Origin of the sequence: Alteromonas sp. 5E99-2, assembly GCF_017368475.1 — a bacterium.
Lineage (GTDB): Bacteria > Pseudomonadota > Gammaproteobacteria > Enterobacterales > Alteromonadaceae > Alteromonas_F.
In genome coordinates, this window is record NZ_JAFNJE010000001.1 from 15,021 (window position 1) to 39,936 (window position 24,916).

The 24,916-nt window shown below is 42.0% G+C and carries 23 protein-coding genes and 1 tRNA gene; 8 read left to right on the forward strand and 16 right to left on the reverse strand.

Annotated elements, in window-relative coordinates; translation table 11 throughout:
• Positions 1-52 precede the first annotated feature (52 nt).
• The 6 genes from flgE to J3L16_RS00090 all read right to left on the reverse strand — a co-directional run bounded on the left by flgE (position 53) and on the right by J3L16_RS00090 (position 4,849).
• Positions 53-1,444, reverse strand: a complete 1,392-nt coding sequence (flgE, locus tag J3L16_RS00065; protein WP_207610830.1) for a flagellar hook protein FlgE — start codon at positions 1,442-1,444, stop codon at positions 53-55.
• A 13-nt stretch (positions 1,445-1,457) separates the two neighbouring features.
• Positions 1,458-2,144: a flagellar hook assembly protein FlgD gene (locus J3L16_RS00070; RefSeq protein ID WP_347564619.1), complete on the reverse strand. Its 687-nt coding sequence runs from the start codon at positions 2,142-2,144 to the stop codon at positions 1,458-1,460.
• Between the two features lie 25 nt (positions 2,145-2,169).
• Positions 2,170-2,592 (reverse strand): flagellar basal body rod protein FlgC, encoded by a 423-nt coding sequence (flgC, locus tag J3L16_RS00075; RefSeq protein ID WP_207610831.1) that lies wholly within the window; start codon positions 2,590-2,592, stop codon positions 2,170-2,172.
• Positions 2,593-2,594: 2 nt separating this feature from the next.
• Positions 2,595-2,993, reverse strand: a complete 399-nt coding sequence (gene flgB / locus J3L16_RS00080) for a flagellar basal body rod protein FlgB (RefSeq protein ID WP_207610832.1) — start codon at positions 2,991-2,993, stop codon at positions 2,595-2,597.
• Positions 2,994-3,085: 92 nt separating this feature from the next.
• Complete coding sequence (locus J3L16_RS00085; RefSeq protein WP_207610833.1) at positions 3,086-3,919, reverse strand: CheR family methyltransferase; 834 nt, start codon at positions 3,917-3,919, stop codon at positions 3,086-3,088.
• A gap of 9 nt (positions 3,920-3,928) precedes the next feature.
• Positions 3,929-4,849 (reverse strand): chemotaxis protein CheV, encoded by a 921-nt coding sequence (locus J3L16_RS00090; RefSeq protein ID WP_207610834.1) that lies wholly within the window; start codon positions 4,847-4,849, stop codon positions 3,929-3,931.
• A 177-nt stretch (positions 4,850-5,026) separates the two neighbouring features.
• Here J3L16_RS00090 and flgA point away from each other — a divergent pair, with 177 nt between their 5' ends.
• The 3 genes from flgA to flgN all read left to right on the forward strand — a co-directional run bounded on the left by flgA (position 5,027) and on the right by flgN (position 6,603).
• Positions 5,027-5,725, forward strand: coding sequence for a flagellar basal body P-ring formation chaperone FlgA (flgA, locus tag J3L16_RS00095; RefSeq protein ID WP_207610835.1), 699 nt, complete (start codon positions 5,027-5,029; stop codon positions 5,723-5,725).
• A gap of 103 nt (positions 5,726-5,828) precedes the next feature.
• On the forward strand, positions 5,829-6,158 hold the full coding sequence (flgM, locus tag J3L16_RS00100) for a flagellar biosynthesis anti-sigma factor FlgM (protein ID WP_207610836.1): 330 nt from the start codon (positions 5,829-5,831) through the stop codon (positions 6,156-6,158).
• A 19-nt stretch (positions 6,159-6,177) separates the two neighbouring features.
• Positions 6,178-6,603 (forward strand): flagellar export chaperone FlgN, encoded by a 426-nt coding sequence (gene flgN / locus J3L16_RS00105; RefSeq protein ID WP_207610837.1) that lies wholly within the window; start codon positions 6,178-6,180, stop codon positions 6,601-6,603.
• 23 nt (positions 6,604-6,626) lie between these two features.
• Here the strand turns inward: flgN and J3L16_RS00110 are convergent, their stop codons facing one another.
• Positions 6,627-7,109, reverse strand: coding sequence for an LPP20 family lipoprotein (locus tag J3L16_RS00110; protein WP_207610838.1), 483 nt, complete (start codon positions 7,107-7,109; stop codon positions 6,627-6,629).
• 149 nt (positions 7,110-7,258) lie between these two features.
• On the opposite strand from J3L16_RS00110, the gene J3L16_RS00115 reads away from it, so the two are divergent.
• The 3 genes from J3L16_RS00115 to smrA all read left to right on the forward strand — a co-directional run bounded on the left by J3L16_RS00115 (position 7,259) and on the right by smrA (position 9,143).
• Positions 7,259-8,425 (forward strand): flagellar assembly protein T N-terminal domain-containing protein, encoded by a 1,167-nt coding sequence (locus J3L16_RS00115; protein WP_207610839.1) that lies wholly within the window; start codon positions 7,259-7,261, stop codon positions 8,423-8,425.
• A 40-nt stretch (positions 8,426-8,465) separates the two neighbouring features.
• Positions 8,466-8,541 (forward strand) — tRNA-Arg (locus J3L16_RS00120).
• A 20-nt stretch (positions 8,542-8,561) separates the two neighbouring features.
• Positions 8,562-9,143: a DNA endonuclease SmrA gene (gene smrA, locus J3L16_RS00125; RefSeq protein ID WP_207610840.1), complete on the forward strand. Its 582-nt coding sequence runs from the start codon at positions 8,562-8,564 to the stop codon at positions 9,141-9,143.
• Positions 9,144-9,172: 29 nt separating this feature from the next.
• Here the strand turns inward: smrA and J3L16_RS16365 are convergent, their stop codons facing one another.
• Both J3L16_RS16365 and purL read right to left on the reverse strand, forming a co-directional pair.
• Positions 9,173-9,307 carry a hypothetical protein gene (locus J3L16_RS16365; protein WP_278252724.1) on the reverse strand — a complete coding sequence of 45 codons (135 nt, stop codon included), beginning with the start codon at positions 9,305-9,307 and terminating at the stop codon, positions 9,173-9,175.
• Between the two features lie 152 nt (positions 9,308-9,459).
• Positions 9,460-13,359: a phosphoribosylformylglycinamidine synthase gene (gene purL, locus J3L16_RS00130; protein WP_207610841.1), complete on the reverse strand. Its 3,900-nt coding sequence runs from the start codon at positions 13,357-13,359 to the stop codon at positions 9,460-9,462.
• A gap of 53 nt (positions 13,360-13,412) precedes the next feature.
• On the opposite strand from purL, the gene mltF reads away from it, so the two are divergent.
• Complete coding sequence (gene mltF, locus J3L16_RS00135) at positions 13,413-14,786, forward strand: membrane-bound lytic murein transglycosylase MltF (protein WP_207610842.1); 1,374 nt, start codon at positions 13,413-13,415, stop codon at positions 14,784-14,786.
• Between the two features lie 226 nt (positions 14,787-15,012).
• On the opposite strand, the gene tadA is transcribed toward mltF, so the two are convergent.
• Positions 15,013-15,525, reverse strand: a complete 513-nt coding sequence (gene tadA / locus J3L16_RS00140; RefSeq protein WP_207610843.1) for a tRNA adenosine(34) deaminase TadA — start codon at positions 15,523-15,525, stop codon at positions 15,013-15,015.
• Between the two features lie 160 nt (positions 15,526-15,685).
• Between tadA and J3L16_RS00145 the strand changes: the two genes are divergently transcribed.
• Positions 15,686-16,612 (forward strand): GGDEF domain-containing protein, encoded by a 927-nt coding sequence (locus J3L16_RS00145; protein WP_207610844.1) that lies wholly within the window; start codon positions 15,686-15,688, stop codon positions 16,610-16,612.
• Here the strand turns inward: J3L16_RS00145 and tilS are convergent.
• Genes tilS through lpxA form a run of 6 tightly spaced genes read right to left on the reverse strand, consistent with a single transcriptional unit; the run spans position 16,521 to position 24,916 of the window.
• Positions 16,521-17,957 carry a tRNA lysidine(34) synthetase TilS gene (tilS, locus tag J3L16_RS00150; protein ID WP_207610845.1) on the reverse strand — a complete coding sequence of 479 codons (1,437 nt, stop codon included), beginning with the start codon at positions 17,955-17,957 and terminating at the stop codon, positions 16,521-16,523. The two genes, J3L16_RS00145 and tilS, sit on opposite strands and share 92 nt — an antisense overlap.
• The gene (gene accA, locus J3L16_RS00155) at positions 17,944-18,900 is read right to left on the reverse strand and encodes an acetyl-CoA carboxylase carboxyl transferase subunit alpha (protein ID WP_207610846.1); all 957 of its coding nucleotides are present in this window, start codon (positions 18,898-18,900) and stop codon (positions 17,944-17,946) included. The genes tilS and accA overlap by 14 nt, the downstream gene beginning before the upstream one ends.
• Before the next feature lie 34 nt (positions 18,901-18,934).
• Positions 18,935-22,399, reverse strand: coding sequence for a DNA polymerase III subunit alpha (gene dnaE, locus J3L16_RS00160; RefSeq protein ID WP_207610847.1), 3,465 nt, complete (start codon positions 22,397-22,399; stop codon positions 18,935-18,937).
• Positions 22,400-22,404: 5 nt separating this feature from the next.
• Positions 22,405-22,977 carry a ribonuclease HII gene (rnhB, locus tag J3L16_RS00165; protein ID WP_207610848.1) on the reverse strand — a complete coding sequence of 191 codons (573 nt, stop codon included), beginning with the start codon at positions 22,975-22,977 and terminating at the stop codon, positions 22,405-22,407.
• Positions 22,971-24,146: a lipid-A-disaccharide synthase gene (gene lpxB, locus J3L16_RS00170; protein WP_347564627.1), complete on the reverse strand. Its 1,176-nt coding sequence runs from the start codon at positions 24,144-24,146 to the stop codon at positions 22,971-22,973. The genes rnhB and lpxB overlap by 7 nt, the downstream gene beginning before the upstream one ends.
• A complete protein-coding gene (gene lpxA / locus J3L16_RS00175; protein ID WP_207610850.1) occupies positions 24,146-24,916 on the reverse strand; it encodes an acyl-ACP--UDP-N-acetylglucosamine O-acyltransferase in 771 nt (256 codons plus the stop codon). Before lpxA ends, lpxB begins: the two co-directional genes overlap by 1 nt.

Sequence of the window (24,916 nt, forward strand, 5' to 3'; positions counted from 1 at the left end):
GCCATAACACGTGTTATGGCTTTTTTGTATGTACTATGAAAACTCGTTAACGTTATCGAATGTTCAAGATAGTTTGGTTTAAGGTGTTGTTGACTTCCAGTGCTCTAGAGTTCGCTTGGAAGTTACGCTGTGCGATAATCAAATCTACCAGCTCTGCGGTTAAGTTTACGTTCGCCTGCTCTAGTGCAGATGAGTTAATCTCACCAAAAGTACCGGTTGTGGCTTCACCGGCTAACGCTTCACCTGACAAGATACTTTCTTGCCATTGGGTGTTACTTTGCTGTGTTAACCCCTGTTCATTAGCAAAACGCACTAGTGCAATTCGGGCAACTGGATCTGATGTACCATTAGAAAAGGTTGCTCGAATGAGGCCATCGGGGCCAATATCAATACCCGTTAAACGCCCTACTGGTAAACCATCTTGCTCCAAGGAAGTCACTTCAAAGGCTGAAGCGAACTGGGTCAATTCATTGGTAGATGCACCAGTCGTATCTAGGTTGAAATCGATGGTAATGGTTTGATTTGGATCAGAACCATTGGTCAAAATAGTGTTACCTAAAGCTTCTGTTACTAATGTAAAATCCGTCGAAGTCGCTCCGTTTGGAGATTCGATACCAATAAAATCACCACCTGCACTGAACTGTAGTTTTGCTGCGGAAACAAGATTACCAGTTGAACCTCCTACTGTAGTAGTAGTAGCAGGAGGAGTAGGAGAAAGATCCGCAGGCGTACCATCATCATTCGCTATATTAACTAGCTCATCATCGATAGCAACAGCAACAAACCATTCATTAGTAGCCGCTGGATCACTAATAAAATAAAAAGTCTGGACATGGCTATCACCTAAAGAATCAAATATAGTCACCGACGTTGCAGCATTAAACGTAGTGGGATCATCAGGATTAAACTGATCTGGGTCGAGGCCTGAATCACCCGCTGGTAAGTTAGCTCTTAAATCAACTTCTGTGGTGGCTGATGGTGAGCCTGAAGAGTCAGGAATAAGCACAGGTTCAGTAGTACTCAAGGCCACTGAAGCACTAGTACCATCGGCATTCACAGGAAAGCCAAGTAAATGGTCGCCTTGGGAATTCACCACAAAGTTATCGGAATCCAGTCTGAATTGCCCTGCTCGAGTAAAGGAAAAATCTTGTGAATCGAGTTCAGGTACGGTGGCAAAAAAGCCACTTCCGGTAATTGCTAAATCAAGGGCGGCGTCGGTAAACTCAAGGCTACCTTGAGAGAATTGCTGCGCAACATCTTGGGTTAACACACCATCACCCACTTGAGCTGAACCACCGGAAAGCAGGGAAGATGCGAATACGTCACCAAATTCGGCGCGCGATTCTTTAAACCCTACCGTGTTGACGTTAGCGATGTTATTCGCTGTTACATCTAAGTCTAACTGTGCTGCGTTTACACCACTCAGTGCTATATTAAAAGACATATTATTTCTCCGCTTAACTACCGATTTGGATTACGTTATCCAAGTTAACACTTGTATCGCCATCCAAATTAAGAATGACACCTTGGCTACTTGATGCCAGAGAAACACTCTGAACATGTCGATTAACAGCCACTGGAATTGTTTGGTTCTGATTGTTTACGAAACCTTGCGCCACCGCGACATAGTCTCCGTCAGCTACGGTATTGCCAAACTGGTCGGTACCGTCCCAATTAAACGAGATGTTACCTGCCGCTTGTGTACCTGCATCTATGGTGCGAACAATTTCACCTGCCGCATTTTGTATTGTTATGGTTAGGTCTTGGGTCGTTGTGTCGCTCACAATCACACCACTGAAACCTGAACCTTCAGATGAGTGACCCACACTGCTTTGAATTAACACATCTTGGCCAATAAGGCTTGATGCTTGCAGCGCTTGGTTAGATGTTATAGACGACGCAAAACTTTCAAACTGGTCGTTAAGTTGCTGAATACCTTCGGCAGTGGTAAAGGCTGTAGTTTGCGCAACTAACTGATCGTTATCTGTAGGCGATGTAGGGTCTTGGTTCGCCAATTGCTCTGTTAAAAGTGCAAAAAAGTCTTCTTGTGTTAGTGTTTGTTCGGTGCCGTCAACAACTTGAACAGTATCTTCCTGTACAAACAAGTTTGAGTCTAGGCCACCAAGTACGTTATTGATACTCACAGAAAATTCCTCACGTTAATACCGATTAGCGGCTTTGACCAAGTTGTAATACACGACGAAATATTTGTTTCGTGGTATCGGCGACTTGAACATTCGTTTCATAGGCTTTTGATGCAGACATCATATCTGCCATTTCTTCAACTATGTTGACGTTAGGTTTATATATGTACCCGTTTTCATCAGCCATTGGATTGTGCGGAGCGTACTCTATTTGCAACGGGCGTTCACTTTCGACGATACCCAAGACGCGCACTCCAGCGCCTTTAGTTTGTTTGTCGTTCGCTTCATTTAGTGATGTGCTAAAAACTGGATGGCGAGCTTTATAGGTATCGCCATAACTACTACTTACCGTATTAGCGTTAGCAATGTTACTAGCCGTAGTATTCAGTCGCACACTTTCTGCGTGCATACCCGTACTTGAAATATCCATTACATTAAAAAGGCTCATTATTATTGACCTCCAGTGATTGCTTTTTTCATACCCTGAAACTTACCGTCCAAAAATTGCAAACTTGCCTGATAACGCAAACCATTATCTAAAAATGCATTTCTTTCGGTTTGCACTTCAACAGTATTTCCGTCGCCAGTATCTGCTTGTTGTGGAATTCGGTATTGTTCGGTATAGCCAGTTTCAACACCACCAGACATATGCTTAGCATTTGTTCTAGTCAGCGAATTAGAGGAGTTTACTGTGGCAGATGTCATTGCATCTCTAAAGTTAAAATCTTTTGCTTTATAGCCAGGTGTATTGGCGTTGGCCAAATTACCTGCAATGACTTCCATACGATCTTCTCGTAGGTTTACTGCGCGCTGACTAAAAGCGGTAAGCTTATCTAAACTAATTGCCACGTTGACATCCTCTTTTTACTTAAGAGAAATGAAGCAATGAAAATGCCAACTTTTATTTTAACTGAAGAGTTAAAGCTAACCTATTGATTAAGTTAGTCTTTGAGCTTGTAGTACAAGCCTTTTTCACATCGGATCAGATTAAAATACGCATTAGCAGTACCTATAGATTCCGATGCACCAAGGAAGAGTATGCCGCCTTTGTTCAAAGAAGCGGCAAAGTGTTGCAGTATTTTTTCTTTCACTTCCGGTGAAAAATATATCAACACGTTTCGGCAAAAGATGACATCATATTTATTCGTGACTAAGTGAGTGTCATTTAAGTTGTGAACTTGAAACTTGATGAGTCTCTTCAATTCTGGTTTTACAATTGATTGACCGTCATTTTGTATGTCGAAAAACTGATTCCGCCGCTGAGGTGTTAAACCACCTCTAGATAGAGACAATTCATCGTACACCCCTGCGTTGCATTTTTCGATCATAGTTGTAGATAGATCAGATGCGACAATATCCATATTCATTCGTTGCGAAAGAGATTGCTCACAATACTCACTGAAGGTCATCGCAATGGAATAAGGTTCTTGACCCGATGAACAGGCTGCACTCCATATTTTTATGGGACGGCCAACATCGGATAAACTCGGTAAAATTGTTCGCTTTAAAATATCAAACGGATAGTTGTCTCTGAACCACAAGGTTTCATTCGTCGTCATGACATCGATAGCGGCATGAGTAATTTCTGCAGACTGTTGAGAAATAACACTAGAAATCAGAGCATTAATATCATCAAACTGAAATTGATGCATTAATGCTGATAAACGACTTCTCACCAAATAACTTTTATTTTCGCCTAAGACTATACCCGTATGACGAAACAAAAATTCAGAAAAATGAGCAAATTTCTGCTCTGTTATTTCCTTGTTTAACATTAGTTAACCCTAAGCTTTTAGCCATTTTCCAACAGCCGTTGCCAGCTCATCAGGGTGAAATTTAGCAATAAAATCGTCTGCGCCGACTTTTTGTACCATTGCCTGGTTAAATACGCCACTTAACGAAGTATGTAGCACAACGTGCAAATTCTTTAATTCAGGTGTATTTTTAATTTCTGCTGTTAAGGTATAGCCATCCATTTCAGGCATTTCAATATCAGAAACTAATACGCCAACTTTGTCGGTAACGTCACCTGTAGCTTCCGCAATCTCTTTCAAACGATTCAGTGCTTCTAAACCATTTTTAGCCATTTCTATTTCTAAACCAAGGGCCGTTAATGACTTTTTCACCTGATTTCTGGCTACGGAAGAGTCATCAGCAATAAATATAATTTTCTCACCCATATCGGATGTATCAATACTAGACGTAACGTCTTCGCTGACATCGGTTCCCAACGGAGAAATTTCATTAAGAATCTTTTCAACGTCTAGTATTTCAATTAGCTCATCTTCTACTTCGGTAACCGCCGTTAGATAACTCGCCCTGCCCGTCCCTTTAGGCGGTGGCATGATTGCATCCCAATTGGTATTGATAATACGTTCAACTGCGCCAACCAAAAAACCTTGCACCGATCGGTTGTACTCTGCAATAACAATAAATGCAGCAGATAAATCAATAATTTCTTTTCCGCCAGTGGCTAGACTTAAATCAATCACTGAAATAGTTTGCCCTCGAATATGAGCAACACCTCTGACTAAAGGATTTAATTTTGGCATAGAGGTTAGTGGTGGACACTGCAGCACTTCTCTAACTTTAAATACATTGATACCAAATCGTTGACGGCCATTTAATTTAAACAACAATAGCTCTAGCCTATTTTGCCCAACCAATTGGGTACGTTGGTTTACTGAATCTAAAATGCCTGACATACGAATAACCCTTGTTTTTTCGGCATGAACCTTGCCTGTATCAAATAATAATAGAACAACTGTGGGAAACAGCAAAAAAGTGACGTAATTTTGTCGTTATAAAGTATTGCTGGCTCCACACCTATACAATGAGTCTAAGATAATATGAAAAAATTGCCATGTATTCTGGGAATCGCATTGAGTAATATTTGCTTAAACACTAATGCGAGCATAGAAAGCGTACTAGAAAGTGAAACGTCTGTAATTGGTGTACATCAGCTCATTAGTGAAAATCTTTCAAACTATGTGTATGAAACAGTCATAGATTTAAATGGTTTAGAAGAAAATAGAAATATCCATGTAGAAACTTCAAGTATCGATCCTAGAATTAGTATTCCCGAATGTCTGGAAGGATTTCGATTCGATGTAAGTGAAAAAGAGATACTAAAAAATAATTTTTCTGTTCGCGTAGCCTGTGAAAGCCAAGATTGGTACACCTACACCACAGTTAAAGTTTCTTATACTCAATCAGTAGTGGTTACCAACGGTACGCTAAGCCCAAATACGGTTTTGACGAAAAGCCACCTAAGAATTGAAGAGATTGATATTTCAAACGTTCATTACACAGGTTACCGAAACATCGAAGAACTTATTGGTGCTAAGTTAAAATACCGAGTAAGAGATGGGCAAACAATTAAAACAAAAATGCTTTGTTACGTGTGTGAAGGCGATCGAATTACCATTGCAGCAAGACTTGGCGGTATGCAAGTGAAAACAACAGGGATCGCAAAAGAAGACGGCACATTAGGCGAAACTATTGAAGTAATGAACACACGTTCGAAGAAGTCAGTTTTTGCGCAAGTACACAGTGTGCAAGAAGTAATTGTTAGCCTCTAAACCTGTGCTACAATAAATTAGGTTTTTGAGTCAATAAGCATTAAAGATTTTGAAGCCTCGGCCGATACCCTAATTGAGGAAAGAGAGGAATTAGGTTTTAATTATGTCTATTAACAATGTAAACAACAATGGCTTGCCCAATCAGTCGGCGGTTGACAATGCTAGAAGCAATGCACAGCAAGCGCAAAATCAAGCGTCTGCTCAAAGTGCGGCTAGACAAACAGCGCAAGCACCTAGGCAAGACTCAGTATCACTAACCCAATCTGCGCAGCAATTAAGTCAAGTGCAGAAGAAAGGCGGTGATGCTCCTGTTAATCAGGAAAAAGTCGACCGATTAAAAGCGGCAGTTCAAAGTGGCGAGTATCAGGTAAATCCAGATACATTAGCATCTAGAATCGCGAGACTTGAATCGCAACTCTTTGGTAGTGAATAACGAGACGTAGTAGTTGGTAATGGAAACGGTAGAAGATTTACTCAAAACGCAACATGGTCAACTGACTGAAGTAGTTTCATTACTCAAAGAAGAGCTCGAACTTATTAGTAGACGAGAGCCTGATCTTTTATTAGAAGTAGTGCAAAATAAATCTCTATTACTAGACAAAATCCAGCATACAGACACGTTAATTGATAAAGCTTTGAAAGAACGTCCAACCCAAGATTTGAGCGAACTAGAAGAACGCATTTATCAAGTTGTAAATGATACCTTAGAACAATGCAAAAGATTGACGGCTATTAATCAAAAAGCAGTAGAGCAAAGTCAATTAAAATTAACTCATCTTCGCCAGCTTATTATGGACATGAGAGCCAGAGAGTCGTTAACTTATGACAAATCTGGAAAGCCTAAGGGCGGAACGCTAGGCAAAGGCATTAAAGCCTAACCACCACTCCACTCCTCAAGTAGTTAGTAGTACACCACGTTTTTTACACGCTGCGGTTTAGCGATAGATATATATAAGTCTTGTACAACACCCATATCTAACAGCATTTCTGTAACGTATGTGTCTTCTCCCACAGAATACGCTTTTACAACTTCAGCACCTTGAATAACACCATTCACAGATGCAGTTAGCTCGCTATTGTTTAAAACTAACGACCCCAAAGTCTGCGTACCATTTAAGTTCTGGCCATAGACTTGCTCAGCCAGCTCTCTGTATGCATCAAGTTTAGATGCACGCATTGCCATTAGCACCCTTTCTTCATCTGTCGCTCCTGGCTGAGAAGAAATAGGGGCATAACCTATGGCTTTAATTACCGGGAAGACTTGTGGGAACACAGTTTCATATTCCACTTCCTTATCATAGAAAAGCGAACAGCCGGTCATACTTACACTAATGCTCAGACACATACATTTTATTATCTTAGACTTTAAAAAATGTTCTAACATAACCCTTTCCCATACCAAGGTTTAACATGAATGAATGATTCAATGCGAAACTTGTGCCATACATTTTTATAACACAGAAAACTAGGTATTAAATATGCATAGTTCATTACCTAAGTTCGAAAATACACCTAAATGTAGGCCCCAACGCAATGATTTCGCTAAAACACAACAGAAAACTACTTATTGTTATCAGCATTTGCTGGGGCGCGCTTCTTTTTTCGGGGAAAACTTTTGCCGCTTGGTATCAGGCAGAAGGGCAAGCATTAGTAAAAAGTGGTGATATCAAAAGCGCTCGTAGAGAAGCTACCAATGAAGCGGTAAGGCAAGCGCTCCTTTTTTCTGGCGCATCGGTTAGTAGCACTCAAACACTAGTGAACGGACTGATGTCTAATGAAGCCATTCACGTAGATGCATTTGGAGAAGTGAAAAGAGTTGAGAAAGTAAAAGAAAAACGTCAAGACGGAATACTAAGCGTCACCATACGCGCTGATATTTTTCCTAAAAAATTAACCTGCTCGCAATCAGACCCTATACATTCACTTGTTACGTCAAAATTTCGGGTAAAGCACCCAGGCCAGTTACTTGCTGGGAATATACAAAGCCTCAATGGCGCGCTATTGCAACATTTTGAACAACTCGTTAAAGAAGAATCTAACGTAATTGATTTAGAAACGATCCTTCCTTTTACCCTAGATTGGAAATCCGGAGAAACAATAGAGCATGCGCTAGCACTTGGCCGCCAGCATAATGTTCAGTTGGCTTTATTTGGTGAAATAGAAGACACCAGTCTTATTACAGAAAAACGCGCTTGGTTTAAAGGCGGGGCTAAAACAAGTCGTCAATTTAGACTTAGAGTAGAACTTGTAGACACCATAAATGGCGCTGTCATTCACCAAGCCTATTATACCACCAGTGCAGTATGGCGTTATGGACACCATGAGTCTGTAAACCCTGTTTCGCCTGAGTTTTGGCAAAGTGAATATGGAGCCGCTATTCACGGCATGCTAATACAATTGGTAACAGATATGGAAGACGTTACTTCGTGCCAACCTTCTACAGGACGAATACTAAGTGTTGTAAATAACCAAGTGGTAATCAACATGGGTCGTGAACATCATCTTTCTGTAGGAGATGAAGTTACTTTATACCAAAAAAACCAGTTGTTTGATGAATTTGGCAGAAAGTATGTTCAATACAATGTGCATCCAGATAAATTACGGGTAGTCAGTGTAAATGTAGATAACGCCATAGTTGAGCCTGAATCAGGAGGGTTGTTGGGCAACATTCAACCAAATGATTTTGTTACCCGCAAATAGATCTTTTTATCAGCGTCACCTTCATTATAATAAAGGTGACGTCCCCATAGTTTAACTGGATAAAACAAGAGCCTCCTAAGCTTTAGATCTGCGTTCGAGTCGCGGTGGGGACGCCAAAATTCAGGAGCAACATACAATGTCTGAATATGACAACGAAGAAATATCGTTTTTTGAAGTGATGGGAGATGAAGTAAAGCCTCTAGCTCAAGACAAGATCATCGCTCATGATGCCAAACGACTGCTCGCAGACAAACAGCGCGTCGCTGCACGATTTGAAGAAAAACAAAAGCTCACCGTTCCTCTTTCTATGAATGCCGTTATACCAATCGAGCCTGAAGGTTACTTAGCCTATAAACAAGCAGGTATCCAAGATGGTGTTTATAAAAATCTTAGGCTAGGAAAATACGCCATTGATAACCAAATCAATTTATCTGGGCTTACATTAACAGATTCAGCACTTTCTATTTATAACGGAATACTTCAAAGTCACAAAAAAGGCGACAGGGCGTTAGTAATAAAGCACGGGAAAGGGCTAGACAGTAAACCATTCCCAGGCTTAAAGAAAAGCTATGTGAACCACTGGTTGCGGCAAATGCGAGAAGTTATTGCATTCCACACTGCTCAGCCTATGCATGGAGGATTAGGCTCAACCTATGTTTTATTAAAAAAACATCCAGATCAGAAACTGATAAATAGAGAAAAAAATAGAAGACGTTAAATTAAAAAAACCGCCTAAAGGCGGTTTTTTTAATTCTCGTTTATAGAGGCCTGTGTTTCCTGTGGCGACGAACTTGCTGAGCTACTAAATACAGCAGTAACAAACATAAGCACAACGGCAACAGCTACACCGGCTAATCCAAAACCTTTTGAAGAACGATTCATATTCGTCTCTTTTTATTACTTAGTTACGTCTAAATCCTTGCTCGCGCAGCACTTTCTTGTGCGATTACAACAATAGTAAAGCTAACGGTAAATAACAAGTATAAATTCATATTTTTGACACAAATATGTCAATTTAACGACAAAAGGCTATGTTAACCCACAAATCTTCGTGCATTTCGGAACATTCTCATCCATGGACCATCTTCAGACCACGAGTCATCACGCCATGAATTAGACACGGCTCTAAAAACCCTTTCAGGGTGAGGCATCATTATCGTACAGCGTCCATCCATAGAAGTAAGACCTGTTATTCCATTTGGAGAACCATTCGGGTTCGCAGGATAATGCTCTGTGACTTTCCCGTAATTATCAATATAGCGCATAGCGACTTGATTATTAGCCTCAACATGACGCTGGGTGTTTTCTGCAAATGCAGCGTGCCCTTCGCCATGAGACACTGCAATGGGCATACGCGACCCTGCCATTCCCGCTAATAATACTGACGGAGATTCCGTTACTTCAACCATGGCAACTCGAGCTTCAAAACGCTCAGATTGATTTGTTACAAACTTAGGCCAATGTTCAGTACCCGGAATAAGCGAACTTAAGGTTGATAACATTTGACAACCATTACACACACCTAATGAAAAGGTGTCTGAACGTTCAAAAAACGCTGCAAACCTTGCTCGTGCATCGTCATTAAACAAGATGGATTTAGCCCAACCTTCACCTGCTCCTAACACATCACCGTAGGAGAAACCGCCGCAGGCTGCCAAACCTTGCATATCCTCTAGGTTTTCTTTGCCAGAAATCACATCACTCATATGAACGTCTACAGGAGTGAATCCAGCACGATGGAACGCAGCTGCCATTTCACTATGGGAGTTAACCCCTTGCTCTCGTAATATTGCAATTTTAGGTCGAACACCTGTGGCAATAAACGGCGCTGAAATATCTTCATTAATGTCGTAAGTCAATGAGGCATGTAAGCCAGGGTTGGCTGAGTCTTTTTTCCCTTCGTGTTCTTGCTCGGCACACTCTGGGTTATCTCGAAGCTTTTGCATGTTGTACGTGGTGTGAGCCCACTCTAAACGCAATTCAGTTCTGCTATAAGAAAGAAGCGATTGATTATTTGCCGTGACTGAAATTCTGTCATCACCGGACAACCCACCAATATTATGTACACCTGTGATGCCATTTTCCATAAAGGCTTGCACAACACTGTCTACATCGCTATTAGCGACTTGTAACACTGCACCTAACTCTTCGGTGAATAGCACTTCCAGCGAGCTCGATTGCCCCACCAGACTAGAAATATCGATATTAAGACCGGTTTTACCTGCAAAGGCCATTTCACATAGCGTAGTAAACAAACCACCGTCAGATCGGTCGTGATACGCAATGACCTTGTTGCCGTTCAGCAAGGCTTGGCAACTTGAATGGAAGCCGCGAAGTAATTCAGGGGAATCCACATCTGGCGTTGTGTCACCTAGTTGGTTATACACTTGTGCAAGACAACTTCCCCCCATTCGATTCTGCCCTTGGCCTAAATCCACCAATAGCAAACTGGTTTCTGCTGATTCAGTGCGCAGTTGTGGCGTTACTGTTTTGCGTATATCGGATACAGGAGCAAAACCAGTAATAATCAATGATACCGGTGAGGTAATCGACTTATCTTCGCCCTCATCTTCCCATTTGGTTTTCATTGACATCGAATCTTTACCAACCGGAATGGTCAAGCCCAGCGCAGGACATAACTCTTCCCCAACCGCTTTTACTGCATCATATAGCGCAGCATCTTGACCATCTTGACCCGCTGCCGCCATCCAATTCGCAGACAGTTTAATTTTGGTCAAAGGCCCGACATTTGCGGCATTAATATTTGTTAGCATTTCACCCACAGCCATACGAGCAGAGGCGGCAGGATTCAAAATTGCAATAGGCGTACGTTCACCCATAGACATGGCTTCACCGGCATACGTATCAAATGCAGCAGCAGTCACTGCGACATCGGCCACTGGCACTTGCCAAGGGCCAACCATTTGATCGCGGCTAACTAAACCTGTAACTGACCTATCACCAATAGTAATTAAGAAGGTTTTTTCACCTACTGTAGGCAAGCGAAGTACGCGTTTTACTGCTTCTTCTAATGCAATTTCTGAGGTGTCAAAACTCTCTGCTGAAGGAGTTGTTCTAACAACAGAGCGGTGCATCTTAGGCGGTTTACCCAGTAATACATCTAGCGGCATATCAATTGGAGTATTGTCGAATTGGCTATCATTGAGCGTTAAATGCTGCTCTTCTGTCGCTTCACCTACAACGGCAAAAGGCGCTCGCTCTCGCTGACATATAGCTTCAAATACAGCCAAATTTTCTGGTGCGACCGACATAACATAACGTTCTTGTGATTCATTACACCAAATTTCTAACGGTGTCATACCGGGTTCGTCAGACAGTACATTACGTAATTCAAATTTACCGCCACGCCCACCATCGTTAACTAATTCAGGTAACGCATTTGATAGACCACCTGCACCAACATCATGAATAAACTGTATAGGATTATCGTCGCCTAACTGCCAACAGGCATCGATTACTTCTTGGCAACGACGCTCCATTTCAGGATTTTCTCGCTGAACTGAAGCAAAATCTAAATCTTCCGAAGACTGACCCGACGCCACTGACGACGCTGCGCCACCGCCCAGTCCAATATTCATTGCAGGGCCGCCGAGGACAACAAGCTTAGCCCCAACGGTTATTTCACCTTTTTCTACGTGATCACGGCGAATATTACCTAAACCACCGGCTAGCATTATCGGTTTGTGATAACCGTAACGCTGCCCGTTTTCGCCCACTCCATCTTGTTCGAATGTTCTGAAGTAACCTAATAGATTTGGTCGTCCAAACTCATTGTTAAAGGCTGCGCCACCTAAAGGTCCGTCGATCATAATGTCAAACGCGCTTACAATACGTGATGGCTTGCCATATTCAGCTTCCCAAGGGTGAGACGCATTGGGTATTTGCAAATTCGAAACACTAAAACCAACAAGTCCAGCTTTTGGTTTTGATCCGCGCCCTGTTGCACCTTCGTCACGAATTTCACCACCAGAGCCTGTAGCCGCACCTGGGTATGGAGAAATCGCAGTGGGGTGATTATGGGTTTCAACTTTCATCAAAATATCGATGTGTTGAGGCGCATAGTCATATTCTTTGGTGTCAGCATTGGGGTAAAAACGACCGGCAAATGCACCTTCCATTACCGCAGCATTATCGCTGTAGGCCGACAAAACGTGGTCTGGCGTAGTTTCAAAGGTGTTTTTGATCATCTTAAACAAAGACTTTTCTTGCACTTGTTGATCTATATCCCAACTCGCATTAAAAATCTTATGTCGGCAATGCTCAGAGTTTGCCTGTGCAAACATATACAATTCGATATCGTTAGGATTGCGTCCTAAACGTTCAAAACTTGTCGTTAAATAATCCACTTCATCATCAGCTAGAGCAAGACCCAAGGCTTCATTAGCTTGAGCTAAGGCTAGTTTACCGCGATTTAAAATATCAACTGACTGGAAACTATCTGGAGCTTGAGAAGTAAAGAGAACCGCTGCATCATCAATGTCATCAAACACTTGCTCTGTCATTCGATCATGAATGGCATTTTTCAGCGTTGCCATTTGGGTGGCACTTAACTCGCCTTCTACATCAAGAGTAAACAAACTCCCTCTTTCTATGCGCTTAACCCCATCTAAACCACAATTATGTGCGATATCAGTGGCTTTTGATGACCAAGGAGAAACCGTTCCTGCTCTGGGGGTGACGAAATAAGAAATGCTTCCTTGTTTTTGTTCTTTTTTTGCTGTGCCGTAAGTGAGTAATTTCTCAAGTACAGTGGCATCTTGATGTGAAAGTGCGTCAATTTCTGGCACTAATTCAACTAAATGTACATATTCTGTGTGAATCGCTTTCACTATGATGGTATCTTGACCCAGTTTAGCGATAAGCTTAGCAATACGAAACTCAGAGAGCGCAGAAGCGCCACGAACAACCAACATAGATGGATTCCTGAAATAAGCGTGTTTTGAACGGGCGCATTATAGAGCAAAACATGAAACTAAGTCACCCATACAAAGCGCTTCTTTGCATTTTCTTTTGCCTGATTTTTTTTGGCTGTAAGGAAGATGATAGAAGACAAGACGATACGTCAGTATCAATGTTTAAAAACGACCGTATCCGGGTTGGAACTGTGTACGGGCGTCAAACTTATTATATTGGTCCCAATGGCCCCACAGGTTTTGAATTTGAACTTGCAAAAGGGTTCGCTCAATACCTTGATGTTGAATTAGAAATCTTACCTTTTTTTAGTTTTGACGAACTTGCCACTCAACTGAATGACGGTAAATTAGACATTATTGCATCTGGCAACGCTTATTCAAAAGAACAAGTTAATAGTGGCCTTTTTCGATTTGGCCCTCAATATCAAACCATTAGTCATGAACTCGTCTATTTGCAGGGCCAGCCTAGACCAAGAAATGTATCCGATTTAAACGCGCCAGTCACAGTTGTTGAGGGTAGCTATAAGGCCGCTAGCCTACAAGCATTGAGCGAAGACAATATTGCCCCTAATATCGATTTAGTCAACGACCAAGATTCAGAAGAACTACTAGTCGCGTTAGCAAATGGTCAACTTTCCTATTCGGTTGCCAATTCAAACGAGCTCAGTATTGTTCGTCGACGTTATCCAGAAATCAGCATTGGCTTTACGTTAAAAGACGCATTACCCGTGGCTTGGCAGTTGTCGCAAGAAGGTGATGATACCTTGCAAGGTTTGCTTTTCGCTTACATGGCTGAAATAAGGGCCAACGGTGTAATGGCGAGACTTGAAGACAGGTATTTTGGCCATGTTAAAGACTTTGACTTTGTCGACACAAAGGCCTTTATTAAAGCCGTCGAAACCACACTTCCTCAATATGAAAGCATGTTTAAAGAAAATAACAGTGATATTGATTGGCGATTTTTAGCGGCTTTAAGTTACCAAGAATCCCATTGGGACCCAAAAGCGACGTCTCGCACGGGTGTCAGAGGAATGATGATGCTCACTCGCGATACAGCAAAAGATTGGGGGGTTGAATCTCGGCTTGATCCGAAACAAAGCATTTCTGGTGGTGCGCGCTATTTCTCAAGCTTGTCGAGTCGGATCCCTGCTCGTATTCAAAGCCCCGACAGAATTTGGATGGCACTCGCTGCTTACAACATAGGTTTAGGGCATTTAGAAGATGCAAGAGTGATGACTCAGCGTCAAGGTGGTAACCCAGATATTTGGATTGACGTAAAACAACGCTTACCTTTGTTACAGCAAAAACGTTACTACAGCGCAACTCGGTATGGTTACGCTAGGGGCAATGAAGCATTGAGCTTTGTAGAAAACATAAGACGGTATTACGATACTTTAGTGTGGTTAGACGAACACCCTGACAGTTAATTGACCTTAAAATGCAATTTAACTGTAATAAAACGGTCTTATTTATAAGGTTAACTATGCGAAATCAAGTAACCAAGCGGTTATTTAAAAAATAGGAAAACAACATTGAGAAATAATACAAGACGTAGAGTGTTACTAAAGCGCTTACATCAAAGGGTGTTACAGAGAAGAAAACAACACCAATACACTGAATCTGAGCTTGCTCAACTTCCATCAAGTTGAGCTTTTAACCTACGCTTTTACAAGCCCCTTCTACGCTACTTTCTATTCTTCTTTTTTTCTTTTCTTCTCTTCTTTTTTTAAAAAAAGAGGATAACAAATGACTACACTCTTCTTTAAGTACACCGGGTTCAACATCAATCTGATGATTTAACACTGAATGGTTGCAGATATCCATTACGCTGCCAGCTGCACCTGTTTTCAAATCAGATGCACCAAACACCAACCGCGATATACGAGAATGAACTAATAATCCCGCGCACATAGGGCACGGCTCTAATGTCACGTATAAGGTTGTATTTACGATTCGATAGTTTTCAAGTTTTTGTCCAGCTCTGCGTATCGCAACCATTTCGGCATGCGCCGAGGGGTCATTAAGCGTTATCGACAAATTACACCCAGACGAAATTAACTTGTCATTTTGTACCAGTATAGCGCCAACTGGAATTTCACCTTTTGATTGTGCGAATCTGGCCAGCTTCATTGCCTTGCCCATCCAGTATTCGTCTCTTTTATTCATGGCCTTTTGTTCCAATTATTTGTTCCAATTAATCGCTAAAAATAATCTGCCAAATTACTGACCCATAAATCAGGCACAGTTAATGCATAAACCAAACAAGTTAATTATATATCCTACGCAATAAAGTGGTCTAACTAAAGACCAAATTGGGAGAAGAGCAGTGGAATCGCCTACATCTAACTACACAGATACTATTCAAGAGTCGATTGTACCCTTTCACGCTCATAGCGAGCTAAACAGTGTGCAATTTATTAATGAATTACTCATGAAAATAATAAAAACAGTGGATGTTGAAGAATTAATAAACGTGTTTTTTTCTCATTTAAAACGGGCTTTACCGGTTAATTCACTTTCACTAGTTAGTGAAGACATAAACGTTTCTCATGGAAAACCTTATGTGTATGACTGTGAGATATCATTAAGCGTTATGTCCACAGTACATGAGTCAATTGTAATGCAACCCACTATGCGCTACAAATTTTCTCGTTGTATTTCTCGTACTGAAAATACGCTGTTAACCACGCTGCACGACACATTTTCGCACTCGTTAACTCATGCCCTGTGCTTTTCCAGATTAAGCCGTCTTGCGACTAAAGACGCGTTAACAGGCTTGGGAAATCGCGCATCGTTCAATGAAGACAGTGTAACAATTAAACGGACTTCACAGCGAAATCAAACCCAGTTCGGGCTATTGGTAATCGATTTAGATAACTTCAAATCTGTTAATGATAACTTTGGTCATGACGAAGGAGACAGTGTACTTATCGCCTTTACTAGTGTGCTTAATAGTTCACTTAGAGCAGACGAAAAAGCATATCGATTTGGCGGTGACGAGTTCTGTTGTTTACTCAACACTAATTCTCCGAAGATAATAGACAAAGTTGCTCAACGTATTATACGTAATGCGGCAAGTTCTCTCCTATTGAAACGGCACGGTGTCACCGTAAGTATTGGTGGAACACTATCCACTAAAAGTGAAAACACTATTCAAATATTCAAACGGGCTGATCGTGCTTTATATGACGTGAAACAACAAGGCAAGCATGGCTATTTGATGCACGAACATCAACCGATGATTGTCTCATAGTAGAGATCCCCATAGCGTGGATGAACGCAATAACAATGTCATTATGAAGTAAAGCAAGAGTATTTTCACGACACCAAGGTGGAACTTGCTTTTCTTTAAACAACTTTTTAACTCGTTTTCCTTTACCCTTACCTATGTTTAGATATTCTTGCGAGTTCACAGCCTTAACGTCGAACCTATCATCATTTAAGCCTTCATAGCTAAAAAGCAGCGAGTTAAAGTCAGTTTCACTACTTTTCTTTATTTCTGCGGTTATTCCCCACTCGGGTACATGAAAATGGCTTTCGCCTTGTAGCGACAAGGTTTTATCAAAAGACGAAACTGAAAAGAGAGAATGAATAGAGAAGGTATCCAGGTAAATACGGTTTGCAAACCGTCTCAATACCACACCAGAAAACATTAATTCAGGGGTTTTGTCTGAATTACTATGCAAAGCGGTTAAAAAACTAAGTAACTGAGCTTCGTGAGGCACCCTTACTTTGTGCAAACTACACCAACAGCGCAGTGTCTCAGCTTGCCACAACGGGCTTAACGATAAAAACTCAGTCAATGGAAGTGAACAGTCATTTACATTATTTTCTTTAAGCCAGCTTAATGCTTGTTCTTCAATAAGTTGGTTCTGCTGTGCACATAATCGAGCTGTTCTAGTCACCGCTTTGGCCATTCCTGGCCATCGTTCAGTTAACTGAGGTAATACTTCATTGCGCAAAAAGTTACGATCAAACCGGCTGTCTTGGTTAGACGGATCTTCAATATGTGAAACCTGATGATCCTGAATATAGGTTAAAATAGATGCCTGAGACTCAGCTAGCCAAGGTCTAATTTGCATTATACCGTCGACTTGTTGCAACTTTGCCATTGCGGACAAGCCTTTTGGCCCTGCGCCTCGTTTCAACTGTAATAATACAGTTTCTAGTTGATCATCTTCGTGCTGTGCTATCAGTAAAACCGCGTTTTTTTGCTCACAGTACTCTCTCAGCGCTTGATATCTTTCCTTTCTAGCATTCGCTTCAATACTCTGCCTAGGCCCTTCATCAACAGTGACCCGAATACCTTCATAGTTTATATTTAACTGCGCTGCAAAAGCTTCACAATGGCTAAACCAATGGTCTGCTTGTTTTTGCAATCCGTGGTGAACATGAACGAGTGTAACCTTATTTGCGACTTCTGGTATGTGGGCAATGACGTGAGCTAAGGCTGATGAATCTTTACCGCCACTGAATGCAACGACCCACTGAATATCATCAAGATTAGAGTCTAGCGTAGCGGCTGTATCAATAAGACATTGCCACAAGGTTTGTGGCAATGTTTGGGTGTGTTTAATGGTTGGTTTAACAGTATCCAAAAGACATTAAGCGTGTATAACGTTCTTCTAGTAGCTGATCTACAGGCAGAGACTGCAATTGAGCCAATTGCTGCTTAAGGGTTGCTTTTAAATTTGCCCCCATGCCAACATGATCGCGATGTGCTCCGCCTAGAGGTTCATCAATAACGGTATTGATTAAGTCTAGTTTCTTAATTTTATCTGCACTCACACCCATTGCTTCTGCCGCAATAGGGGCTTTGTCAGCACTTTTCCAAAGAATAGAGGCACAGCCTTCAGGAGAAATAACCGAGTAAGTACTGAATTGCAACATATTTACTCTGTCGCCAACACCAATTGCTAGTGCACCACCCGAACCACCTTCACCGATAACAGTGCAAATAATGGGTACCGTAAGTTGCGCCATTTCTTTTAAATTACGCGCAATGGCTTCACTTTGGCCTCGCTCTTCCGCACCCACACCAGGATAGGCTCCTGGGGTGTCGATAAGAGTGATAATAGGTAATTTAAAGCGCTCTGCCATTTGCATTAAACGCAGTGCTTTTCTGTAGCCTTCTGGTTTAGGCATACCGAAATTACGCTTAATTTTTTCTTTAGTATCACGGCCTTTTTGATGACCAATAACCATAACAGGCTGATCATCTAATCTTGCTAATCCGCCAACAATCGCTTTATCGTCGGCATAAGCTCTATCGCCTGCAAGTTCATCGAAATCACTAAAGGTGTTTTCAATATAATCCAGCGTATAAGGGCGCATAGGGTGACGTGCAACTTGAGAAATTTGCCACGCACCTAAATCGCCAAAAATTGTCTTAGTCAACTCAGCGCTTTTACCACGTAAACGTGTAATTTCTTCTTCCATACCGACATCAAACTCGCTGCCCTGATTAATCAGGCGCAGTTCTTCTATTTTTGCTTCTAGTGCAGCAATAGGTTGTTCAAAGTCTAAAAATTCTGTGCTCATTCTTATGTCTCACATAAAGCAATCGCGATTCTGTCTAATGATAGCAAAGCTTCACCGCAGATTCGCCTAAATGTTGTTTTAAATCATGAAGCAGTTGGTCTTCTGGCGTGATATACCATTTTGCAGACGTCATCAACTTCACTTCAGTGTCGGGATGCTGTACAAAAATCTCAATTGGGCAGCTTCCTCCTGTGTATTCGCTTAACAAAGCCAATAACACATCTTGTTTTTTATCTGTCCAGTAAACAGTATCGATATGAAGCGCCAGTGCCCTTGCATAATCTTCTCTTGCTTGAATGATACCTTGAACATGTCTGGCAGTGATTGTATTGCCACCGGAGTATTCATCAAAGCTGACCTGTCCTTTTACCACTAAAATTTTGTCAACTTGAAGCAATGCTTCAAATTCTTCAAAGGCATCAGGGAAAAAACGCACGTCCATTCGGGCACTTTTATCATCCAGGGTCATAATTCCCCATCGGCGCCCTTTTTTATTTGTCATGACTCGCACATCAATCACAAGTCCTACCGCAGTAGTCATTTGATCTTTTCGAGTCGGTCTAAGTTCGACTAACTTGCCGTCGGCATAGCGCACAATTTCATCTAAGTATTGATTGATTGGGTGACCGGTTAAATATAAACCTAAGGTTTCTTTTTCTCCGTCTAGCCATACTTTTTCAGGCCATTCGGGTACCTGCGCAAACGCTTGTTTAACGTCTTCAGGTTCAGTGGTTAACAACCCAAACATATCTGACTGGCCAAAAGACTCAGCTTTAGCGTGTTGTCCGGCAGCGGCAATCGCTTCAGGCAAGGTAGCCATAAGCGCCGCTCTGTGCGGCCCCAAGTTATCCATAGCCCCCGACAAAACGAGTTTTTCTAACACTCGTTTGTTCACCCGTTTGGTGTCAACTTTGGCACAAAAATCAAATAAATCTCTGAATTCGCCTTGTTGCTCACGAGCTTCAATGATGGCTTCAATTGGGCCTTCACCTACCCCTTTTATTGCGCCAATACCATATACAATATGACCATCGCTATTTACCGTGAATTTATAGCGTCCGGCATTGAGATCTGGAGGTAAGATAGTCAACTTCATGTTGGCGCATTCATCCACCAAGGTCACGATTTTGTCTGTGTTGTCCATATCCGCAGACATTACCGCAGCCATAAATTCAGCGGGATAATGTACTTTTAACCACAAGGTTTGATATGACACCAAGGCATATGCCGCAGAGTGAGATTTGTTAAACCCGTAACCCGCAAATTTTTCTACCAGATCGAAAATCCGCATCGACAAGGGGCCATCTACACCGTTATCAATGGAGCCTTGCTCAAAGGTGCCTCGTTGCTTGGCCATTTCTTCTGGCTTTTTCTTACCCATTGCTCGACGTAATAAATCCGCTCCGCCTAATGAGTAACCCGCAAGTACTTGGGCAATCTGCATAACTTGTTCTTGATACAGAATGATTCCATAAGTGGGGTCAAGTATTTCTTTTAAACTTTCATGTTGATATTCGGCATCAGGGTATGAAATGGCTTCTCGACCATGCTTTCTGTCAATAAAGTTATCAACCATGCCACTTTGCAATGGACCGGGTCGAAACAAAGCTACCAGTGCGATAATATCTTCGAAGCAATCTGGTTTAAGACGCTTGATCAGCTCTTTCATGCCTCGGGATTCCAATTGGAATACCGCTGTTGTATTGGCTTTTTGTAAAGAGCGGAAAGACGCAGGGTCGTCTATGGGTATGGTCGAGATATCAATGTGCTTGCCTCTGCCTTCGGCAATCATATCAATAGCCCACTGGATGATGGTTAGCGTACGTAACCCCAAGAAATCGAATTTAACCAGCCCAGCAGTTTCAACATCATTTTTGTCGAACTGGGTAACAGGGTTGTTTCCTTCATCATCACAATAAAGTGGTGCGAAATCGGTAATGGTTGTGGGTGCAATAACAACGCCCCCAGCATGTTTACCCGCATTTCGCGTAACACCTTCAAGAATTCTAGCCATGTCGATAAGGTCTTTAACCTCTTCGTCTTGATGATAAAGCTCTGGCAATCTTGGCTCTACATCAAAGGCTTTTTGTAAGGTCATACCTGGATCAGGTGGAATTAACTTAGAAATACGGTCAACAAAACCATAAGGGTGGCCTAATACTCGCCCTACATCTCGTACTACCGCTTTTGCCGCCATAGTACCGAAGGTAATAATTTGAGATACCGCATCACGCCCATATAGCTCGGCTACATGGTCGATAACCTCATCTCGCCTGTCCATGCAAAAATCGATATCGAAATCAGGCATAGATACCCGTTCAGGGTTTAGGAAACGTTCGAATAGTAAATCAAATTCCAACGGGTCTAGATCCGTGATATCCAGCGCATAAGCAACTAATGAACCTGCACCTGAACCTCGACCAGGACCAACGGGAACGCCATTGTCTTTACTCCACTGAATAAATTCCATAACAATAAGAAAATACCCAGGGAACCCCATTTGGTTAATAACGCCTAATTCTATATCTAAGCGTTCGTCATATTCAGGTCGCTTTTCAAGGCGCACACCTTCATCGGGAAATAACTTGAGTAATCGTCGTTCTAAGCCTTCTTTCGACACTTTGACTAAGAAGTCTTCAATTTTTAGGCCTTCAGTAGGAAAATTGGGAAGAAAGTATTCGCCTAATCTCACCACCACATTACATCGTTTAGCAATTTCAACGGTATTTAGTAGCGCTTCTGGAATATCGCTGAACTGCTCCGCCATTTCTTCCGCCGAACGCAAATATTGTTGTTCGCTATAATTTTTAGGTCTGCGGTTATCATCCAGTGTAAAGCCATCGTGAATACTGACGCGAATTTCATGGGCTTCGAAGTTCTCTCGCTTTAAAAACACCACTTCATTTGTGGCGACAACGGGTAAGTCGTTTTTTTCTGCAAGGGCTACTGCACGGTGAATATAATCTTCTTCTCCCGGCCTTCCCGTTCGAATAAGTTCGATATAATATCTGTCGGCAAAATAGGTTTGATAAAAATTAACGGCATCAGCGGCTTCGATTTGATTATTTTTAGTTAATGCGATGCCAAGATCACCGGCTCCAGCCCCACTCAGTACAATAATGCCTTCGTTGTGTTCTTTTAACCAATCTTGATCAATAACAGCCCTATTCGCGACAAAACCTCGTAAATACGCTTTCGAAATCAATAAGGTAATTTGTTTATAACCTTCGTTATTCATCGCCAATAACGTAAGGCGGAAAGGGGTATCTGGGTAATGCTCATTGATAACCCAAAAATCGCAACCAATAATAGGTTTAACGCCGTTGCTGTGAGCAGCGCCATAAAATTTAACCAAGCCACACATGTTCATCTGATCTGTAATAGCCACTGCGGGCATATCTAAGTCAGTAACCGCTTGTAGAATAGGCTTAACTTTGTTTAAGCCATCCATCATGGAATAGTCGCTGTGAACGCGAAGGTGAATGAACTGAGTCGTCATAAATCTTATTTTATTTGGGTTTCTAAGTAGCGCCTAACAGGCGCAAATGAACGTCTGTGACACGGTAGCACACCGTGCTCTGAGATGGCAGAAAAATGCGCTTTTGTTGGGTAACCTTTGTGTTTAGCAAAACCAAACTCTGGATGCATTTTATCCAGTTCTATCATGTCATTATCCCGCTCGACTTTCGCAATAATAGAAGCCGCAGAGATTTCCACATGAAGCGCATCGCCTTTAACTACGGCTTCAGACGCATAATGCCATTCAGGTACTCTGTTCCCGTCTACACGCACGAACTCAGGTACTATAGATAGGCCATCTACCGCGCGTTTCATCGCGAGCATAGTTGCGTGTAAAATATTGATCTCATCAATTTCAGCGGGCGTCGCTCGTCCAATACTCCATGCTAAGGCTTTTTGTCTAATTTCAATGGCTAATGCTGTGCGTTTTTTCTCTGTTAACTTTTTAGAGTCGGCTAAGCCATCAATAGGCTTGTTTGGGTCTAAAATAACTGCTGCTGTAACAACATCACCAATTAACGGCCCACGGCCTACTTCGTCAACGCCGGCAATCAACATAACGTGTTTCCTTCTACATCAGCTATTTTACCCAATACGGCTTGCGCTGCGGCTTCATCAGCATTGCATTTTAACGATGTATGTAAATCTTTAAATGTGGCAAGAAGATGGTTGGGCGCTTGCTGCAACCAAGGGGCTAATAGTGTTGATAGCTTTTCTTCGTTTACGTCTTCTTGCAATAATTCAGGTACAAGCTCTTGGTTTGCCAAAATGTTAGGCAAAGAAAAGAAACGAGGTATATATAATCTTTGCATAATTTTATGGGTAAGCCATGACATTTTATAGGCTACAACCATGGGCTTTTTGCATAGCATACCTTCAAGAGATGCAGTGCCTGATGCAAGTAAAAGTGCATTACTGGCAATCATGACTTCTCGGGACTGCCCTTGTACTAGTGTGACTTTTTTACGCAACGACGTTGGCGTTAATTCCACATTATTCAGAAGGTTTTCAATTTCGCTGTATCTATATTCGTTTGCGGCAGGAATAACAAATTCCAGATGAGGTTGCTGTTCTAACAGTCTCACCATGGTTTTAATAAATACAGGCAGTAAAGTCGCCACTTCACGCCGCCTACTTCCTGGTAAAACACCAAGGTAAGTTGTTTCTGCTGACAAAGACAGTTGCTTTCGAGCATTTAACGGATCAGGCTGAATGTCGATGGCATCGGCTAACGTATGGCCGACAAAGGTAAATGGCACTTTATACTTGTCGTACACTTGTTTTTCAAACGGAAACACTCCCATCACTAAGTCTGCGGCTTTCGCTATTTTGAAAATACGCTTTTCTCGCCATGCCCATACCGTGGGGCTGACATAATGTATGGTAGGAATTCCTTTAGATTTTAATGCCGTTTCTATACGTAAATTGAAATCCGGGGCATCAACACCCACGTAGACATCAGGTGGATGTTGCTCAAAGTGTGTAAGTAAATCCCGTTTAAGCTTCAAAATAGAAGGCAACCTGCCTAATACTTCAACCAGCCCCATTACGGACAAAGTCTCCATATCAAATAAGCTAGTAAAACCTTCGGCTTGCATATGGTGACCACCAATACCTTCGATAATCGCATTGGGGTATTTTTTACGTAAGGCTCGTATCATTCCTGCGGCAAGAACGTCTCCCGACGCCTCGCCGGCGACTACCGCTATTCTTAGGGTAGTCATAATTACCGAATGATGCCTCTTTGGGTATTTTTAAGAAAGGTTAGCAAGGTTTTAATTTCAGGCATTTCGCCCGCAGAAGAATCAATGATACTCATCGCAGAATCGAGTGTATTTCCTTCTCGGTACAACACTTTATAAGCACGTTTAACGGCTCGAACTGCGTCAGCACTAAATCCTCGTCGTTTCAACCCTTCAGAGTTTATCCCTTGAGGAATATGCTTAGTACCACTAACCATCACATAAGGAGGAACATCACGTAGAATAATACCACCACCGCCAAGAAACGAATGAGCACCAATATTACAAAATTGATGTACCGCTACGCCACCACCTAAAATGGCGTAATCGCCTACAGATACATGACCCGCCAATGTACCATTATTCGCAATAATGACATCACTGCCTACATTACAGTCATGGGCAATATGGGCATTGATCATAAATAGGTTATTTGAACCTATTCGCGTAATACCACCATCTTGAACCGTGCCGCGATGCGCCGTCACGCTTTCGCGAAAAACATTGTTATCGCCGATAATAAGCTGGGTTTCTTCGCCAGCGTATTTTTTATCTTGGCAATCTTCGCCGATAGACGTAAATTGAAAAAATACGTTACCTTTACCGATTGTTGTTTTGCCTTTTATGACAACATGGCTATGCAAGGTGCAATTATCACCAATGGTGACGTCTCCATCGATGAAGCAGTATGGCCCAATAGAAACATTGGTACCCAATTTCACATCGGCTGAAATAATAGCAGTTTCGTGTATCAC

Bases quoted from the DNA above. Each gene is read 5' to 3' on its own strand.
- flgE (WP_207610830.1), bottom strand. From the start codon at position 1,444: ATGTCTTTTAATATAGCACTGAGTGGTGTAAACGCAGCACAGTTAGAC.
- flgC (WP_207610831.1), bottom strand. From the start codon at position 2,592: ATGAGCCTTTTTAATGTAATGGATATTTCAAGTACGGGTATGCACGCA.
- J3L16_RS00085 (WP_207610833.1), bottom strand. From the start codon at position 3,919: ATGTTAAACAAGGAAATAACAGAGCAGAAATTTGCTCATTTTTCTGAA.
- J3L16_RS00090 (WP_207610834.1), bottom strand. From the start codon at position 4,849: ATGTCAGGCATTTTAGATTCAGTAAACCAACGTACCCAATTGGTTGGG.
- flgM (WP_207610836.1), top strand. From the start codon at position 5,829: ATGTCTATTAACAATGTAAACAACAATGGCTTGCCCAATCAGTCGGCG.
- flgN (WP_207610837.1), top strand. From the start codon at position 6,178: ATGGAAACGGTAGAAGATTTACTCAAAACGCAACATGGTCAACTGACT.
- J3L16_RS00110 (WP_207610838.1), bottom strand. From the start codon at position 7,109: ATGTTAGAACATTTTTTAAAGTCTAAGATAATAAAATGTATGTGTCTG.
- J3L16_RS00115 (WP_207610839.1), top strand. From the start codon at position 7,259: ATGATTTCGCTAAAACACAACAGAAAACTACTTATTGTTATCAGCATT.
- smrA (WP_207610840.1), top strand. From the start codon at position 8,562: ATGTCTGAATATGACAACGAAGAAATATCGTTTTTTGAAGTGATGGGA.
- J3L16_RS16365 (WP_278252724.1), bottom strand. From the start codon at position 9,307: ATGAATCGTTCTTCAAAAGGTTTTGGATTAGCCGGTGTAGCTGTTGCC.
- purL (WP_207610841.1), bottom strand. From the start codon at position 13,359: ATGTTGGTTGTTCGTGGCGCTTCTGCGCTCTCTGAGTTTCGTATTGCT.
- mltF (WP_207610842.1), top strand. From the start codon at position 13,413: ATGAAACTAAGTCACCCATACAAAGCGCTTCTTTGCATTTTCTTTTGC.
- tadA (WP_207610843.1), bottom strand. From the start codon at position 15,525: ATGAATAAAAGAGACGAATACTGGATGGGCAAGGCAATGAAGCTGGCC.
- accA (WP_207610846.1), bottom strand. From the start codon at position 18,900: ATGAGCACAGAATTTTTAGACTTTGAACAACCTATTGCTGCACTAGAA.
- dnaE (WP_207610847.1), bottom strand. From the start codon at position 22,399: ATGACGACTCAGTTCATTCACCTTCGCGTTCACAGCGACTATTCCATG.
- rnhB (WP_207610848.1), bottom strand. From the start codon at position 22,977: ATGTTGATTGCCGGCGTTGACGAAGTAGGCCGTGGGCCGTTAATTGGT.